Origin of the sequence: Natronoglycomyces albus (assembly GCF_016925535.1) — a bacterium.
GTDB lineage: Bacteria > Actinomycetota > Actinomycetes > Mycobacteriales > Micromonosporaceae > Natronoglycomyces > Natronoglycomyces albus.
In genome coordinates this window covers 514,106-529,111 of sequence record NZ_CP070496.1, presented here as the reverse complement: position 1 = coordinate 529,111, position 15,006 = coordinate 514,106, and the positions used below count along the sequence as shown (strand labels likewise).

Sequence of the window (15,006 nt, the reverse complement as noted above, 5' to 3'; positions counted from 1 at the left end):
CGTGGCGGGCCACCAGCGACAGTCTGGCTAGGCCACTTTGGGTGTCGGGGCTCAGAGGAGTGGGGGCTGGTCTGGCCCCTGGTGGTCCCGAGCGGGGCGGCGGGGCGCCGCCGGGTGCGAACGGGGCAACGCGGGTGACCTGTGTCCGGGAAGGGATCAAGCCTCGTTCATTCTCTGCCTGTGCCGAGCTGGCCTTTTACCCGCAGATGGGCGGTGGCGCAGCGCAGTGGCGGATTTCGATCACATCATTACGGGGTCATCACAAGTAAGTCCCGGTTCGCGCCGGTTTTACGGCACTTGGCCCCAAATGTGACAGGCTGTGCTCCAACACGGCCGGGTGTGGCGCGGCGTCCTCAGCGCCCGTCGCGCCCGGCCCTATGTGGAGGAAACTATGCGCATACGTAAGTTCTCACTGCCTCTAGGCGTACTCGCGGCTTCGGCGATGGCTTTGAGTGCCTGTGTGGTCGGCGGCACCGACGGCCAATACCGGGGGGCTGGATTCGAGGAGTGCATCGAACATCCCCTGGAATGTAATTCCGGGCCTCGCATCGATGGTGGGGATATCGTGTGGGCCATGGATGCCCAGTGGTCGGGGTGGTCCGAGGCGCACGCCGATAGCCGCAGCACTTATCAGCGGCAGGCGATGGGCGGTATCTATCCCACGTCGGGAATCTTCAATCAGGTGGGCGAATGGGAGTTCAACGATGGGGTGTTCGCCGACCGGGCTGAGCTGATCGGTGAGGACCCCATGCGGGTGCGCTATGAGTTGAACCCGGATGCCACCTGGGGCGACGGGGTGAACATCAATGTCGATGACTTTATTTTCAACTGGTATGCCCGCGCTGGTGACTCCTCCCTGTGCGACGAGGGTTGCAACTCTCCGGCTCCGGCCTTTTTCTCGTCCATCGACTCGATTGAGGCCGATGGGGATCACGGCGTCGTCATCACTTTGGTCGATGGTTTTATCGACCCGGAGTGGGAGTTCCAGGAAGTGCTGTCGCATCCGGCGCATCAGGCCGAAGAGCATGGTTTCACGGATTGGAAGAGCGACCCCGAACACATGGGGGAGGCCATGCAGCACTTCTTGACGACGGTGCCGGAGTGGACGGCGGGGCCCTACCGCATCACCGACGCTGTGGAGGGTGACTTCGTGATGATGGAGCCTAATCCGGAGTGGGCCGGTTCGGCCGAGGTCACGCTTGATTCGGTGACGTTCCAGGTCATTGACGACTTTGACTCGTTGATTACCGAACTGCGGCAAGGATCTGTTCATGGCGCGACGCCAGCCAATTTCGACCCGGACGCCATCGTGCAACTGGAGTCGATGGACGAGGTGCGCTACGCGCTGGGCGATGGCCCTAGTTGGGAGCATATCGACCTGAACGTGCAAAATGAGTTCCTGCAAGACCTGGCGCTTCGCCAGGCCATCTTTACCGCGATCAATGTGGACACGCTCATTGAGCGCACGCATGGTTTGGTGATGGACGTTGACGACGTGAAGAAGCGCACCAACCACACGTTTTCGGTGGACTCCGAGTACCACGTCGACCACATCAGTGAGACCGGTCAGGGTTCGGGCGACTATGAGGCCGCCCGGGAGATTCTCGCCGAGGCCGGTTACACCTGGGACCACAATGATCGCCTTCTCACCGAAGAGGGTGAGCTCGTCGAGGTGACTTTCTCGGTGATGAACGGAAATGCCAATCGCCAGGCCGTGGGCGAGTTTTCCCAACATGATCTGGCGCAAATCGGTTTGGGTGTCAGCCTGGTGGGCTACCCCAGCGGCGATCTGGCCGATGTCTTGGCCGAGGGCAATTACGACATGATCGTCTACGGCTGGTCGGCCACCCCGGCATTCACCAATTACCCGATCCAGCATTGGCACTCCACGTCCGGGTCCAACTGGGGCGGGTTGAATAACGATGATCTCGACGAGCTCTTGGGCACCATCAAGCAGACCACCGACATGGATGAGGCCGCTGCGCGGGTCAATGCCTCAGTGGAGGCAGTCGTGGCCGAGGCCTATGTGTTGCCGCTGTTTGACACGCCTTCGCTGATCATGGCGCACGAGAGCCTGATCAACGTGCGTGACAACTGGGCCTCCTCGCAGCGCGGCATGTCCAATATCGCGCAGTGGGGCATCCTCGATACTGAGGCTGACCAGGAATAGCGCCTCTGGCCGATGGATGCGGGGCGGGGGTCGACTTCTGGAGTTGGCCCCCACTTTTGGCCTCGTCGCGGTTCGAGGGGGCTGAGGAGGCCTCAGACGAAGGCGTTTCTCGCGTACGCCCTAGGCGCGTTGGGGGCTGGTTCGCATCTGTTCGGGCATGTGCGCGATCAACTCGTGCAGGAAACGCGCGTTGGGGCGGATCGGCTTGAGTCGGAAGTCGCTGTTGACGAAGGTCATCAACCAGTTGCCCTCTATGCGGATAACTTGCCTGAGCGCCTTGTCCTGTTCGAGCAGCCATTGCATCAGTTCCTCGGTCAGCACATGCTCGGCGAACCGGGCATCGGGCGAGGTCACATTGAACTGATAGTCAAAGACCGGATTGTCAAAGGCGAGTTCGTTCTTGCCTTTGCCTGGCTTGAGGATGGAGCCGACTTTGCGGTCCAACCAGTCGCGCAGGTCGCGGTTGACATCGGCGGGCAGCACATTTTCAAGCGCGTTGCTGAGATCTTCCACGACCGTGGTGTTGTCTTCCAAGCCGTCGTTGGGGCTCAACTGGAGGAATGGACACGTGTGCGGCAGCCGCAGCGCCACCACCTGGAACCGTTCCTTCTGTGAATTATTGGGGCCCTGTCGTTTCCGCATGCTCAGCGCTCGCGGCTGGTAGCTGTATTCGAACGTGACCAGTTCGGTGTCGTGGTAGGGACCTTCAAAAACAAAGCGGGCCAAGCGGTTCCCCCCTACGCCAAAGGGGCTGACCTTGGAAAATCCCAACATTCCAAAGTCACGCGGCCAATAGGTGAGGCGATATTTTTCCGCGTAGGTGCGGTACCGCCCGTTGCGTTCCCGCGCTGCTGCCCCCCGACGGTAGAAGACGAATCCCAGCACCGCTGCCGCCACGGTTATATACAGCACCCATCCAAATGACACGTTGGCCAATTGTTCACCCAAGGCAATATGCGCCAGGGGGCTGTCGGTTCCCATTCTTCGCCACCTCACATCGGCCACAACTCGTAACTGCCGACCAGGTTGAGGTCAGCCACGGACTCACCGGAGGATACCGTGCCCCGCACATGCCTCCGGTTCCCTGCATGATCGATATGGCCGCTTGAAAGCTCTGAAACGGTCACCGCGCCGCCAAGTACCAGAGGGAACACCTGAGTCAAATGTGATCAACACAATACTTTGGACTGAATGTCTTTCCAGCTCAGAGGGTACGTCTAATTTGACTGGCCAGTATAGACTGTCCATAACGCATCTATGCGTATCGCCAGCAAACAACCATGACTGACGCCCTCCCCTAAGGCCGATGATGACCGGCGGAGACGCCGAAGGCAGGAAAATCCATGTCCGAATCCATTGAAGTCAGCTGCGAACAGCTCGCCCAGCTAGCTGAATCGTTGAGGCAAACGGCTGATCTCACGGAAAGCACTCTTAGCTATCTCGAAGACGCTGACCCCGACTGGACAATGTGGGGAGTGCCAGGTGCGCTCTTTGCCAGCATTTACTTCCCTGGAACCACCATCATCCGGGACATGATCGGTCAATTGCCTGAGTCTCTAACCGCCAGCGCTGATCGCATCGCAAACGAGGCCGAAGAGATCGAAGCAAACGAGGCCGACATTGCCCGGGCGTTCGATCAGTTGGGCGACGCCACCGAGGTTGCCGACTCCTACCAGCCACCACCTGGCTAGAGGCTGCTCCTAGCTTCGGTTCAGTGACCGCCGGTAGGTCGGCCTGCCCTACTCACATTCGCGCCACTGAGGCTTGCACTTTCAGCGTTCTCGTCGGCTCGTCGCGGAGCGTCAACGTCGCCTCCTGCGGCTGTGAATGTGCACCTTCGCATAGGCCTCACCTGCGTTTTCGGCGTGGCCAGAAACCCGTCCTTGATGACATAAGGGCTGCTTAGAGCTCCTATCAGGTTTGTTTCCGTGGCGAGGATGGTGTGCTGTCAGTGCGTGGGGAGGCGGAGGTGCTTGTTCATACCCAGCGGGTATGGGCAAGGGCCGACAACGCGGCCAGGCGCGACATCACTCCACCGCAGTAGGAAGAGAAACCTGATAGGAGCTCTTAGGGCTCTGAGGAACCAGACTTTTTGAAAGGAATCGGCAATGTCCGAAGCAGAAGAGAGAAATCTTGGTCGGCTGCAAGAGGATGGACCGTCTCAGTCGGACATGTTCCGCTACGAAGATGGCAGCCTCTTGGGAGGAAGCCAAGATTCGGTCTACGAGTCGATTAAAGATGATGTGTTTAAGAGCCCTCCCAAGACTTCGGATGGCACGACGCTCCACGACGGCACCCAGCACATGGGGAAAATCGCCGATGGGTTCGAGGGGGGTTACGCCGACGGGAAGAAGTTGTATGACGAAGGCTTCGACCTGGAGACTCTCTTGAGTTTGGGCGGCAACGTCGGTGAGGTTCTCGACTCTGCCGAAAGTTTGATCAAGGGACTGGAAAAGATCTTTGAGAACCCGATTAGCTGGCTCATCCAGCTCGGGCTCGACATTCTGGTAAACCTAGTCAAGCCGCTGGAGGACTTGGTCGGCCTATTCCTGGGCAACGAGGATCGCCTCAAGACATCCGGAAGCATGTGGGAAGCCGCTGGACAGGAGTTCCTCGGAATCGCCGACAACCTTCGCACGAGAGTCGAGGGGCCGCTTGGCCAATGGCAGGGCGACGATGCCGATATGGCTCGTCTGCGGATTAATGAGCAGTACGGTTTTATTCGGGTCGCGGCGCTGGCGTGCCGGGTTGTGAAGGAATTGCTCGACGCTGCCGCCAAGCTGGCTCAAAACGCCTATGCCTACGTGCTTAAGGAACTTTCGGACTTTCTGGCTGCGCAGGCGACTCAGTGGCTTATTTCGATGGCCGCTTCGGCGGTGACCTTTGGTGGCACCATAGCCACGCAAATCGCCACCACGGTTGTGTCGGTGGCCAGGAGGATCATCGCGTTCATCAAGTTCAAGTTGCAGGTTTCGCAGGTCTTTCAAGTTGCGGTGCAGATCTTCAACACCGTCATAAAGGTGCTGCAAAACGTTAAGCCGGTCATGGACATCCTTACCTCCTCCTACAACGTCGGTAAACATTTGGTCACCGCGTTTGAGCACGATGGAACATTTGGCGAGGCGGCCGCTGGCTTCGCCTTCGACGCCACGGGCGACCTTGTGACGGGCTACGAAGGTTATCGGAGCCTGACAGATGGCGACGACAACAAGATGACCAAGGAAGAGAAGGAGCAGCTTAAGAAGGGCAAGGAATTCACCTCAGGTTGGGGCGACTATCTTGACACTCGCTGAGTCTTGTCAGGCTGGGTTGAGGGAACCGTAGTGCTTCACGCAGGCGCAAGTTGGGTTGCGCCTGCGTGCTCATGACATATCGTGGGGACATGAAACTAACTCGAATGACGCTCATGGCCGCAGGGGCGGCCAGCGCTCTCCTCCTTGCCGCTTGCGGTACCGGCGACGACGCGGCCCCGGAGGACGAAGCGACCCCGACCGCCGAAGCACCAACGGAGGATGACGACTCCAATGAGGACGCCGCACCGGATGACTTGACCCAGGGTCTCCCGGACGAACTAGAGGTCCACGACGTGTACGCGCACCTCATTCATATGGAAGACCCGATTCCCGATGAGTTGGTGCAGACTCCCGAATCGATGATGTTGCAAGAGAATTCGAATGCCGACAACATGGAGTGGTACATCTGGGGTCCCGATCGGGCCGTCGCCATTGGCACCGTCTCGGGCCTGTGGTGTATGCCCGAGTGCGTGGACGAACCCTATGAGGCCCGGATTACGCTGTGCGACGTGCAAGACGACGTCTTCACTCGTTTCTCCGTGGTGGGTGATTTCGAGGTCGACGACCCGACCAGGCAAGAGCTCGACGCTCCGCTGTATGGCCTGCCTGACTCTGGCCCCTACGACCCCGATAACCATTTCGGATGTTTGGAGCTGGGCGAGGAAGGCCCGATCAGTGCCGAGGACTCCGATACCGATGCGGAGGACGACACCTCCACCCGGACCTAATCACGGCTGGCGATGGCCGGTCGGCCATCGCCGGTGACGGTCTTGCGTGAGGCTGTGTCTATTCACAGGTGCCGCTGAGTCGCCGCTCAATGCGCACCACGTCGTCTCGTTCGGCCTCAGGCAACGGAAGACCTAGTTCTTCGCGCAGTCGTGCGGCCTTCTCCAAGTGTTGGCGAGCACGGTCGCGTTGCCCGGCCAGGGAACAGGCACCGGCCAAGCCCTCATGCGCCAGCGCGATGGCACGCGGGTCCCCGGCCGCGCGCGCTACTGTGAGCCCTTCGGTGTGGAGGCGTTCTGCGGTGGCCGCGTCACCGCGCTGCTCAGCGGCGAACCCCAGTTCGGCCAAGGCCAGGGTGCGCACGGCGGCGAAATCCGGGTCCCGGTTCCATTCCAGAACTTGCCGCATGTGGTGTTCGGCTTCGACCAACTCCCCGGCCCTGCGGGCGGTCAGACCCAACCCGATGCGGGCCGAGACCACGCCTTTGACGTAGCCCTGGTCCCGCGAGGTATCCAACGCGGCCTGATGCCAGGTGCGGGACTGGCCAAGATCGCCACTCAGAAGCGCCACGCGACCTAGCCCGCATTGCCGGTTGGCGACTTTGAGCGGCAAGCCGAACTCCACGGCCAGGTTAAGGCCTCGTTCGTTGAGTTCGCGGGCTTCCTCGTAGCGAGCCAGAATCAAGGTGGCCTCGGCCTGCCAATCGATGGCCTGGCATAGGCCCCACCCGTCTTCCAGATCCTCGAAGAGCTTAGCGGCGCTTTCGGCATCGTCCCTGGCCGCGACAATGTCCCCCTCGGCGATGCGGTGAACCACCCGGGTACACAGGGTGGCGGCCCTGGTCCAGTCGTCACCCGAGGTCAACAGTCGTTCCATAAGCTCCCAGTCGCGGCCTCGGCCCGTGTCCGCCAATGCTAGGTGGGCAAACCACAGCAGCCTCTCATCGTCGACATCGAGCTCCGGCGCTGGTTCACTGGTGGGGTTGACCCGCTGCTCGATGCCGTATAGCCAGGCGGCGGCGCGCGCGGAGGATGCCGGGTCGCTGCGGTTGAGCGCCGAGGTCAACCAGTGGCGTGCTTCGTCGATGCGTCCACTGATGTACCAGTACCAGGCCAGGTCGCAGGCCATGGCGATCGCGGTGGCGGCGTCCTGGTCGAGGGCGGTGGTGAGGGCTTGGCGCACATTGGCGGCCTCGCTGTTGAGCCTGGCCACCCAGGTGGCCTGTTCGGGGCCAAACAGGGCCCGGTGTGCCGAGGCGGCGAGGCTCGCATAGTACTGATGGTGTCGGGCGGCCAATTGGGACGCGGTCTCAGCGGTCAGCTGCTCGGCTCCGAAGGCGGAAACGGCGTTGAGTAGCTGGTAACGGCGGGCCTCGAATGTGGCCTTCACGGTCACCAGGCCGCGTTCGACCAGAGTCTCCAAAGCGGCCGCCGCATCGGTGACGGCCTCGATCGCCGCTAGGGTCGCCGAGCCGCCGAAGATGGACAGGTGGCTCCATAGTCGCTGTTGCTCCTCGTCGAGCAGATTCCAGGTCCAGGCCAGGGCCGCGTACAAGGTCCGTTGTCGCTTGGGGGCGTCGCGGCGGTTGCCGCGCAATAGCCCTAGCTGGTCATCAAGGCGCGCCAGCAGATCTTTGGCTCCCAGGGAATGGATGCGGGCGGCGGCCAGCTCGATCGCCAACGGGACACCGTCGAGCCGGTCGCAGATGTGGGCGATGAGTTCCCGCTCGCCTTCGGCGGGCACGAAATTGGGGTCATGGGAGCGAGCTCGCACGACCAACAGCTCCGCTGCGGCAGCCAGGTCGAGACCACCGACCGGGTAGCGCTGTTCACCGCGCACCCGCAACGGCTCCTGACTGGTGGCGACGATGCGCAAGCCCGGACACTGTCGCAACAGGGCGGCCACGACCGTCGCCGCGCTCTCGGCCACGTGCTCGCAATTGTCGAGGACCAGCAGCAGCGACTTGTCTTTAAGGTTCGTCCGGAGGCGTTCGATGGCACTGGATCCGGCGATGTTGGTCGCGGTGTCTAGCTCCGGTGCGGCGTCGCTGAGGCCCAGCTGGGCGGCGATATCGCCCGCGATGGCCTCAGCGCTGGCCTGCGGTGGCAGTTGGGCCAACTCGACCCATCGCCCGTTGGAGGGGAAATCGTCGCGCACCAGCTGGGCCAAGGCTGCGGCCACGTGGGTCTTTCCGATGCCGCTGGGTCCGGTCAACGTGATGAGGGAGCCTTGCTTGAGCAGGTCGCGCAGCCGGGTCAGGTCATGGTCGCGTCCGATGGTCTTCCCCATGCTTACCGGGGCGAGGTCGGCCGGGGGCGGTGTCGCCTCGGCGCGCAGATGGTCGGCTTGGCGCAGCATGTCTAGGTGTAGTTGGGCCACCGAGGGTTCCGGGTCGATCCCGAGTGAATCGGCTAGGCCTCGACGTAGAGCCTCATATGTTCGCAATGCTTCCTCGGGGCGGCCCGACTGGTAGAGGGCCAACATGAGTAGCTTTTGCAGCCTTTGGTGCAGGCGGTGGTGCCCGGCCAGGCTCTCCAGTTCGACGGCGGCGGTGTGCGGTTGGCCCGCGTCCAGCCGGGCTGCGGCTAGCGCAAGGCGGGCGGACAGTTCGCGCTCGTGCCAGCCTCTGATGGCCGCGGCCGCGAAGGTTTCGGTCTCGGCGTCGGCATAGGCGTCGCCGCGCCGCAGCCGCAACGCCTCTTCCAGCAGCGCGATGCGCTGCGTTGCCGCCAAAGGGGAGCGGGCGCGTTCGGTCAGGGAGACGAAGTCGGCTAGGTCCAGGGTGGCCCGGCTCAGATCCAGGCGGTAGCGCCCGGCCCGGTGTTCGATAAGGGCTCGTCCGCCGGGCTCGGCTCGCTCAAAGAGGCGGCGCAGAGTCGAGATTTTGGCTTGCAGGGTGGCCAATGGCTGGTCCAGGTGGGGCCATAGGTCTTGGCAGAGTCGCGGCGCGGAGACGGCGTGCCCCGGGTCGCACAGGAGCGCGGCTAGCAGCAGGCGAAGTTTGCGTTCGGGTATGCGAATCTCGTCTCCGGTGTCCGTCCACACCGCGATGGGGCCGAGCACTCCAAACCGCATGAGGGCAAGTGTAGGCCGACCGTAGGACAACCGTAGGCGCGAAGCGGCACTGTTGGGCCAACGACGAACCAAGGAGTGACTATGTCGAACGCGAAAGTGCCGGTGACTGTGATCGGTTTGGGCCCGATGGGGCAGGCGATGGTGCGCCAGTTCTTGGCGGCCGGCAACGCCGTGACGGTGTGGAACCGGACCGAGAGCAAGGCCGAGGCGATGGCGGCCGAAGGGGCGATCAAGGCCGCGTCTCTGGCCGAGGCGCTGGAGGCGAACACTTTGATCGTGGTCAGCTTGACGCACTATGAGGCTGTTCGCAAGGTGTTGGAACCGGTGGCCCAGCACCTTAAGGGACGCATCATCGTCAATATGACCTCGGGCAACCCCACCGAGACCGCCGAGGGCGCGGCTTGGCTGGGCGAGCAGGGGGCGCGGCAGTTGACCGGTGGGCCCATGACGCAGTCGGACAATCTGACGCACGAGCTGAACTATGTGTTCTATTCGGGCCCGCGCCACCTGTACGAGGCCTATGAGGAGACGTTGGCTCCGCTGAGTCGCCCCGAATACATCGGGGAGGACCCGGCCACGGCGAACCTGTACTACCAGACGATGCTAAACCTGTTCCACCCCATGTTGTTGGCGTTCGAACAGGCCAGGGCCACCATTGAACGGTGGGGCGAGGACCCGGACCGGTTCTTGCCGTTTGCGCAGCACGTGCCCAAGACGTTGCCGGATTTCATGGCTTTCACCAACATGATGGCCAAAGACGGTGGCTGGGGCGGAGTCTCGGAGTTGAAGATGATGCATGCCGGGGCTCAGCACGTGATCGACACGAGCGAGCAAGTCGGGGTGGACGCCAGCGTCATCCGCGCGGTGCAAGACATTTACAGCCGCAGCCTGGAAGCCAGCGAGAAAAAGGGCGAACCGGTGCCCACGTACCAGACCATTCGCGGCCACTAGGTAAACGACCATAGTAAAGCGGCCTTCGGTTCACCGAGGGCCGCTTAGGTGCTGGGGGTCATCACTTCGCGCGGCGAAGCAACGCGGAGAAGTCACCTGGGTGCAGATGAAAGATCGGCGAAGGCTCGCCCAGTTTCGAATCCCGCACCTGGAACGCCCCGGCCGCAACACGCGCCTCAACACAACTCGAGTTCGTGCCGTTTCCTTGACTGCGTGAACTCTTACGCCATTTCATTCAGATGCTCCCTAACCGCTTGGCCGCACGCAGCAGCCCGGCAAACTCACCCTCAGCCAGACCAAAAACCGGCGAGGACTCACCAAGCTTCGAATCCCGCACCTGGAATGCCCCAGCGATCGTGCGCGCTTCAACACAGTCTGAGTTTGTGCCGTTGGCTTGACTGCGTGAACTCTTACGCCATTTCATTCAGATACTCCCTTATGCCTACGGCCTGCTTCAACGCATGGGTGAAGATCTCGTCGTAGAGCGACAATAGTGCCTTCTCTTCACGATAGCTCCCCTCGTGGGCAACGTCTTGGTAGACCAAGCTCAGATCCGGAGAGTCAATGAGCGTGAACCCACCGGCAGCCGCCGCATGGATGCGGTCGAGAACATGAATCGAGGCATTCGGCAGCGAGGCGACCTCTTCCAGTCGTTGGAGCTGACCGCGCCGTACCTCTTCGGGCATCTGCGACAGATAGTGCATCGCGCCCGCCCCGACGATGAATTCGAGCTGAGGCTGGTCGTCGCGACTGAAAAGCAGCTGGCTGCGGCGGCTGCGGATCTGGAACCCCGCACCAGAATCATCGCGCAATGAGGGCACCGCTGCTCGGTCCATTTCGTGGTGATACTCCTGGGTCTGGATCAGCCCCGGAATCACCTCAGCTTGCAGGGAGCGAATGCGAGTAGCCGCCTGTTCCGCCTCAACCAGCAGCTGCGTCGTCGGTGAGATACGGCTAGCGGAGCCAAGATCAAAATGGCTCTCCCACCATCCCCGCTGATTGCTGCGCAACCGCAGCGAAAATAGATAGGACCGCTCCTCGTCGGTAATGTCGAGGTGCTTGACAATCCCTTCGAGCTGCGTTTGCTTGACGCCTTGCTCGGCGCGCTCAATCTTGTTGATCGTCGACTTGTGATAGCCGGTCAAGGCTCCGAGATCCTGCGGGCTCAGGCCCTTTGCTTCCCGGGCTTTCTGCAATTTCTTGGCCAGAGTCCGCCGAGCCAAAGATGGTGACTTACCGTAGCTCATCATGCGCGGATGGTATCACAAGCGACTCGAATCGATTTTGCTGGAGCGTTTTAGCCCCTACCAAATCGCGTCAGCGTGTGCCTCTTCCGAAATGCGCCGCAATCGCCTTATGGTCGGGTTGTGGCCGTCGTTGGCGGTCACGGCTGATGTGTCGCTTGCTGGGGTGGCACAGGTTCGCTGGCGTCCGGACGACCCCCGCGCTAGCGGATTCCTCACCAGCGCACACGACGGCCGCCGGAAGTTCTTTGCACGGTCCCTCCGGCGGCCGTCTCCGACACCACAAGATGAGGTCTCGCGATGTCTCATGAAACGATACTGCCCAATGCCCGCCTGGGCGAAATCCAGTCCCACTTGCACCTACATGGCCCCCGCTTGACGTGGACGTTGCGGCTTCGGTGCCGCTACTGCAATCAACCGTGGAGGCGGGGAGGCTGCCAGCCCAAACGCGATGGACGAGCCGCGCTCATCGCCGCCGACGCTCGCGCCCGGTCGACCACGTGGCTTCCGGTAGGTCTGTCATGACCGACGCCAAGACCACACCCGAGAGCGTCGTCGAGTTCGACTACGCCAGCGACACTTACATGGTCTCGCCCGATCCTGATCACGGCGGCGCGCTTCGGCTGACAATGCGAGGCCAGACCATGCCCATCGCGGTGGCCACGCTTCTACTGCGGCGCGGCACCATACTCGCCTCGCAGTGGGAGACACCTTTTTGCGGCCGCCCGAACACGTGGCGGGAGGCGATCCTTTCCCAGGTGCGCACTCACGCAGCAGCACTGTTGGCGCAGGTGAGCAAGCCATGAACCACTCTCAGCCCGAGGTGGGCGCGCATATTGGCATCATCGAGATGGGCCACGACTACCACCTCTATGAACTCGATCGACCCGGCGTGGTCGACATCTACCGAGGCGGCGACATCACCAAGGGCCCCATTGGGCGGGCACATCTGACGCCGCGCGGCCACTGGTGGTTTCAATGGCACATCTTCGGCGACGGCTCCGGCGCATGGGTGGCCGCCTTCCGTGCCAAGTTCGAAGCGCATTTCGGAGAGGACCAGACGCAATAGGCACTACAGGAACCGGAGCCCAGATGAGGTGATCCGCTCCGGCTCACCCTGGTCGGGGCCGGAAGCGGGTCACTAGCTCGCGAGTTTGTGCGTGCCAACCTCGCTTGTCCACTAGGGACTTTGCTGGGCGGTGCAGTGTTCCACGATGCGGACTAGGTCGCGTCCGCATAGATCGAGCAGATATCGAGCGAAGCGGGCTCACTGCCCACGGTGTTCATCGGCAGTGAGCACTAAAGCGCTGAGGCAGGTTGAGGACCGCGACCTTTTTGACGCGACGTGGGGCGAACCCTCTGCGCGGAAAACTGGCACATCGCGCGCGAAGGGACGCACGAAGAAAATGTCGTCAAGTGAAAGAACAGTGGCCCTACCTTTCGGGTGGGGCCGTTTCGCTGTGCCTGGGCCAGCGGTCAACCTTCGTACGACCAGGTGACACGGAGCTGGTCACGGCGTAGCGGCAACTGTGCTGTGGTGTAGCCCTCGTCATCAACGAACTCGACCTCGACGGTATCTTCGTCGAGCTCCAGCACGACCGTTCCGGTCTCGCCAGCTTTGAGGCCCTCCTCAGGCACGTCTACCAACAGCTCAACGACGTCGATTTCCTTCATTGCCTCCCCTTCGGTGGGAACGAGACAGTGGTCAACCTTGTCACGCCGTTATCCTCGGTCATCCATCCTGTGCGCACTCTGACAGAACCCTTGGGCCCTTCCAGGTCAATGTCGACTGCCCACACCTGGCCCCACCTGTTCCTCCCCTTCGTATTCGGCCCAGTTTGGTTGGCCTTGGCCCATATCTGCTGTTTGACGTTATCGGCATCTTCAGGGCCCAGCCCCGTGGCCGACTTGATCACGCGCGCCTTGCCGCCACCTTTAGGATGATCCATTTTGAGGGCGTATCCAGCGATTTTGCCGTCCAGGATGGTCGCTCGCGAGAAGTCCGGCCAGTGAGACGGGCGTGCGGGATGTGGCGCTGCGGCAGCGCTGCCCGCGCTGTTGGTGGTCAGTAAAGCGTCTCGTAGTGCCTTGGTCGCTTACTGGGCATTCTCGATGGTGTCCGTGACCGCCGCTTGTTGGCCGGTGATGCCCTCGATCTGGTCGGCCACGGCATGCGCGTGCGCTGCCCGACCGTCCGCACCAAGCGACTGGAAAGCGCCAACCACACCCTCGGCAACGGCTTTCGCTCGGCTAAGAGCCGCAGCGGTTTCATCCGCAGAGGAAGGCGTCGATGAAAGCGACGTAGCGAGATCATCGATAGAGGACATGCCAAGCACGCTTTGGGCGACCAACCCCACGCGGTAGCCATCTGTCCCATAGTCGACATGTACACGTTCTGGCCAAAGGGTCGGCCTGGCATAGAAAAGCCCGCCCGAGGAAAGCGAGCGCGGGCTCTCTTACAAGAAACTAGGAGGAGGTGGCAGTATCAGGCCGTTTAGAGATACCTAGAAGACCTACCCCGATCATTGCTTTCCCAAGAACGCGTGTTCGATCCTCCACGCTAGCCGGTGGGCCTGCTCGGGCCCCATTTCTTCCAGCGCCTCGCGGCAGTAGGCGTCGAACTCTTCTTGACTATCGAACCCGCCCTCGGGCACGTACTGGTGCCGAAGCCGGTTTTTGCCGGAGACAAACAGCTCAACGTACTGTGATCCGCGCTGCCACCCGAACATTGGCGCGTTCTTGACCCTGAACCATTCGGGCGCTTCGTGCGTGTACGTGTATTTCTCGTCCATGAATACAACGCCTTTCCACTCGCCCATCGGGCATCCGTGGCGGCCCGTTCGGGTGAGGGTACCTACCAACGGATGCGCAGCACAAGCCCAAAATGGACTGTACAAGGGAAGTCACGCCGCAGCGCATGGAGGGGCGTAACGAAGCGGCCCCCAAATCTGGCCGGCGCAGCGGTTTCGTCCGAAAAGGAAGCCGCCGATGAGAGCGACGCGGCGAGATCGTCGATATAGGACATGCCGAGTGACCGAGGGCCGCTACCTTGCTGGGGGTCATCACGTGGCAAAGCGGAACAACGCGGAAAAGTCCACTAGGCACAGGAGAAGATCGGCGAAGAAAACGCTCAGAAGACACCGCAGGAACCGGAGCGGAGATGGGGTGATCCGCTCCGGTTCGCCCTAGTCGAGTTCTCGCCGCGTGGCTGGCCCACAGAACCCCTCAGTGACTAGCCCTGGCGCCCCTTAAAGCGCGGATTGAGCTTGTTGATCACATAGACCCGGCCCCGCCGCCGCACCACCTGCGAACCCGGCTTGTTCTTTAGTGACTTTAGGGATGCGCGCACCTTCATACTCACTCCTCATGCACATGGTTATCGTTTTCAATAAGAGTCTAGCAATGCCCCCCAGGTGCGGCAACGAGCCCTCATCGCGCGACCAGGCCCGTCAATCTTTCGAAACAGCCACCAGCGGCCGCCGCCTCGGTATTCTGAGCCCATGAGGCACCGGTTCGCAGCGGCGAGAATACGCCGCCCACGGGCCTG

At 61.8% G+C, this 15,006-nt stretch carries 18 protein-coding genes; 8 read left to right on the top strand and 10 right to left on the bottom strand.

Translation table 11 applies throughout. The annotated features are described in order from the left end of the window. The first annotated feature begins 319 nt into the window (after nucleotides 1-319). Nucleotides 320-2,170: an ABC transporter family substrate-binding protein gene (locus JQS30_RS02225; protein WP_213171780.1), complete on the top strand. Its 1,851-nt coding sequence runs from the start codon at nucleotides 320-322 to the stop codon at nucleotides 2,168-2,170. Between the two features lie 120 nt (nucleotides 2,171-2,290). On the opposite strand, the gene JQS30_RS02220 is transcribed toward JQS30_RS02225, so the two are convergent. Further along, nucleotides 2,291-3,151 carry a DUF3137 domain-containing protein gene (locus JQS30_RS02220; RefSeq protein ID WP_213171779.1) on the bottom strand — a complete coding sequence of 287 codons (861 nt, stop codon included), beginning with the start codon at nucleotides 3,149-3,151 and terminating at the stop codon, nucleotides 2,291-2,293. A 362-nt stretch (nucleotides 3,152-3,513) separates the two neighbouring features. Between JQS30_RS02220 and JQS30_RS02215 the strand changes: the two genes are divergently transcribed. The 3 genes from JQS30_RS02215 (at nucleotide 3,514) to JQS30_RS02205 (ending at nucleotide 6,191) form a co-directional block, all read left to right on the top strand. Next, nucleotides 3,514-3,861, top strand: coding sequence for a hypothetical protein (locus JQS30_RS02215; RefSeq protein ID WP_213171778.1), 348 nt, complete (start codon nucleotides 3,514-3,516; stop codon nucleotides 3,859-3,861). A 417-nt stretch (nucleotides 3,862-4,278) separates the two neighbouring features. Then, nucleotides 4,279-5,463 (top strand): hypothetical protein, encoded by a 1,185-nt coding sequence (locus JQS30_RS02210; protein WP_213171777.1) that lies wholly within the window; start codon nucleotides 4,279-4,281, stop codon nucleotides 5,461-5,463. An 89-nt stretch (nucleotides 5,464-5,552) separates the two neighbouring features. Beyond that, nucleotides 5,553-6,191, top strand: coding sequence for a hypothetical protein (locus JQS30_RS02205; protein WP_213171776.1), 639 nt, complete (start codon nucleotides 5,553-5,555; stop codon nucleotides 6,189-6,191). Nucleotides 6,192-6,249: 58 nt separating this feature from the next. Here JQS30_RS02205 and JQS30_RS02200 read toward each other — a convergent pair whose 3' ends face one another. After that, nucleotides 6,250-9,264 (bottom strand): ATP-binding protein, encoded by a 3,015-nt coding sequence (locus JQS30_RS02200; protein ID WP_213171775.1) that lies wholly within the window; start codon nucleotides 9,262-9,264, stop codon nucleotides 6,250-6,252. A gap of 81 nt (nucleotides 9,265-9,345) precedes the next feature. Between JQS30_RS02200 and JQS30_RS02195 the strand changes: the two genes are divergently transcribed. Next, a complete protein-coding gene (locus tag JQS30_RS02195; protein WP_213171774.1) occupies nucleotides 9,346-10,215 on the top strand; it encodes an NAD(P)-dependent oxidoreductase in 870 nt (289 codons plus the stop codon). A gap of 61 nt (nucleotides 10,216-10,276) precedes the next feature. Here JQS30_RS02195 and JQS30_RS02190 read toward each other — a convergent pair whose 3' ends face one another. From JQS30_RS02190 to JQS30_RS02180, 3 genes are read right to left on the bottom strand one after another with little or no spacing between them, the layout of a single operon-like run. Continuing rightward, the gene (locus JQS30_RS02190; protein WP_213171773.1) at nucleotides 10,277-10,450 is read right to left on the bottom strand and encodes a DUF397 domain-containing protein; all 174 of its coding nucleotides are present in this window, start codon (nucleotides 10,448-10,450) and stop codon (nucleotides 10,277-10,279) included. After that, nucleotides 10,451-10,639, bottom strand: a complete 189-nt coding sequence (locus JQS30_RS02185) for a DUF397 domain-containing protein (RefSeq protein ID WP_213171772.1) — start codon at nucleotides 10,637-10,639, stop codon at nucleotides 10,451-10,453. Beyond that, nucleotides 10,626-11,465 (bottom strand): helix-turn-helix domain-containing protein, encoded by an 840-nt coding sequence (locus tag JQS30_RS02180; RefSeq protein ID WP_213171771.1) that lies wholly within the window; start codon nucleotides 11,463-11,465, stop codon nucleotides 10,626-10,628. The genes JQS30_RS02185 and JQS30_RS02180 overlap by 14 nt, the downstream gene beginning before the upstream one ends. A gap of 294 nt (nucleotides 11,466-11,759) precedes the next feature. Between JQS30_RS02180 and JQS30_RS02175 the strand changes: the two genes are divergently transcribed. From JQS30_RS02175 to JQS30_RS02165, 3 genes are read left to right on the top strand one after another with little or no spacing between them, the layout of a single operon-like run. Further along, the gene (locus tag JQS30_RS02175) at nucleotides 11,760-11,984 is read left to right on the top strand and encodes a hypothetical protein (RefSeq protein ID WP_213171770.1); all 225 of its coding nucleotides are present in this window, start codon (nucleotides 11,760-11,762) and stop codon (nucleotides 11,982-11,984) included. Next, entirely contained in the window at nucleotides 11,981-12,265 is a 285-nt protein-coding gene (locus JQS30_RS02170) for a hypothetical protein (RefSeq protein WP_213171769.1), read from the top strand. The genes JQS30_RS02175 and JQS30_RS02170 overlap by 4 nt, the downstream gene beginning before the upstream one ends. After that, nucleotides 12,262-12,528, top strand: a complete 267-nt coding sequence (locus JQS30_RS02165) for a hypothetical protein (RefSeq protein WP_213171768.1) — start codon at nucleotides 12,262-12,264, stop codon at nucleotides 12,526-12,528. The genes JQS30_RS02170 and JQS30_RS02165 overlap by 4 nt, the downstream gene beginning before the upstream one ends. A gap of 407 nt (nucleotides 12,529-12,935) precedes the next feature. Here the strand turns inward: JQS30_RS02165 and JQS30_RS02160 are convergent, their stop codons facing one another. From JQS30_RS02160 to ykgO, 5 genes are all read right to left on the bottom strand, one after another. Continuing rightward, nucleotides 12,936-13,133, bottom strand: a complete 198-nt coding sequence (locus JQS30_RS02160; protein WP_213171767.1) for a DUF4926 domain-containing protein — start codon at nucleotides 13,131-13,133, stop codon at nucleotides 12,936-12,938. Next, nucleotides 13,130-13,528, bottom strand: a complete 399-nt coding sequence (locus JQS30_RS17755; protein WP_425498846.1) for a DUF6883 domain-containing protein — start codon at nucleotides 13,526-13,528, stop codon at nucleotides 13,130-13,132. Before JQS30_RS17755 ends, JQS30_RS02160 begins: the two co-directional genes overlap by 4 nt. Before the next feature lie 27 nt (nucleotides 13,529-13,555). Beyond that, nucleotides 13,556-13,786, bottom strand: coding sequence for a hypothetical protein (locus tag JQS30_RS02155; RefSeq protein WP_213171766.1), 231 nt, complete (start codon nucleotides 13,784-13,786; stop codon nucleotides 13,556-13,558). Between the two features lie 195 nt (nucleotides 13,787-13,981). After that, nucleotides 13,982-14,251, bottom strand: a complete 270-nt coding sequence (locus tag JQS30_RS02150) for a hypothetical protein (protein WP_213171765.1) — start codon at nucleotides 14,249-14,251, stop codon at nucleotides 13,982-13,984. A 440-nt stretch (nucleotides 14,252-14,691) separates the two neighbouring features. Further along, complete coding sequence (gene ykgO, locus JQS30_RS02145) at nucleotides 14,692-14,814, bottom strand: type B 50S ribosomal protein L36 (protein ID WP_213171764.1); 123 nt, start codon at nucleotides 14,812-14,814, stop codon at nucleotides 14,692-14,694. Nucleotides 14,815-15,006: the final 192 nt, after the last annotated feature.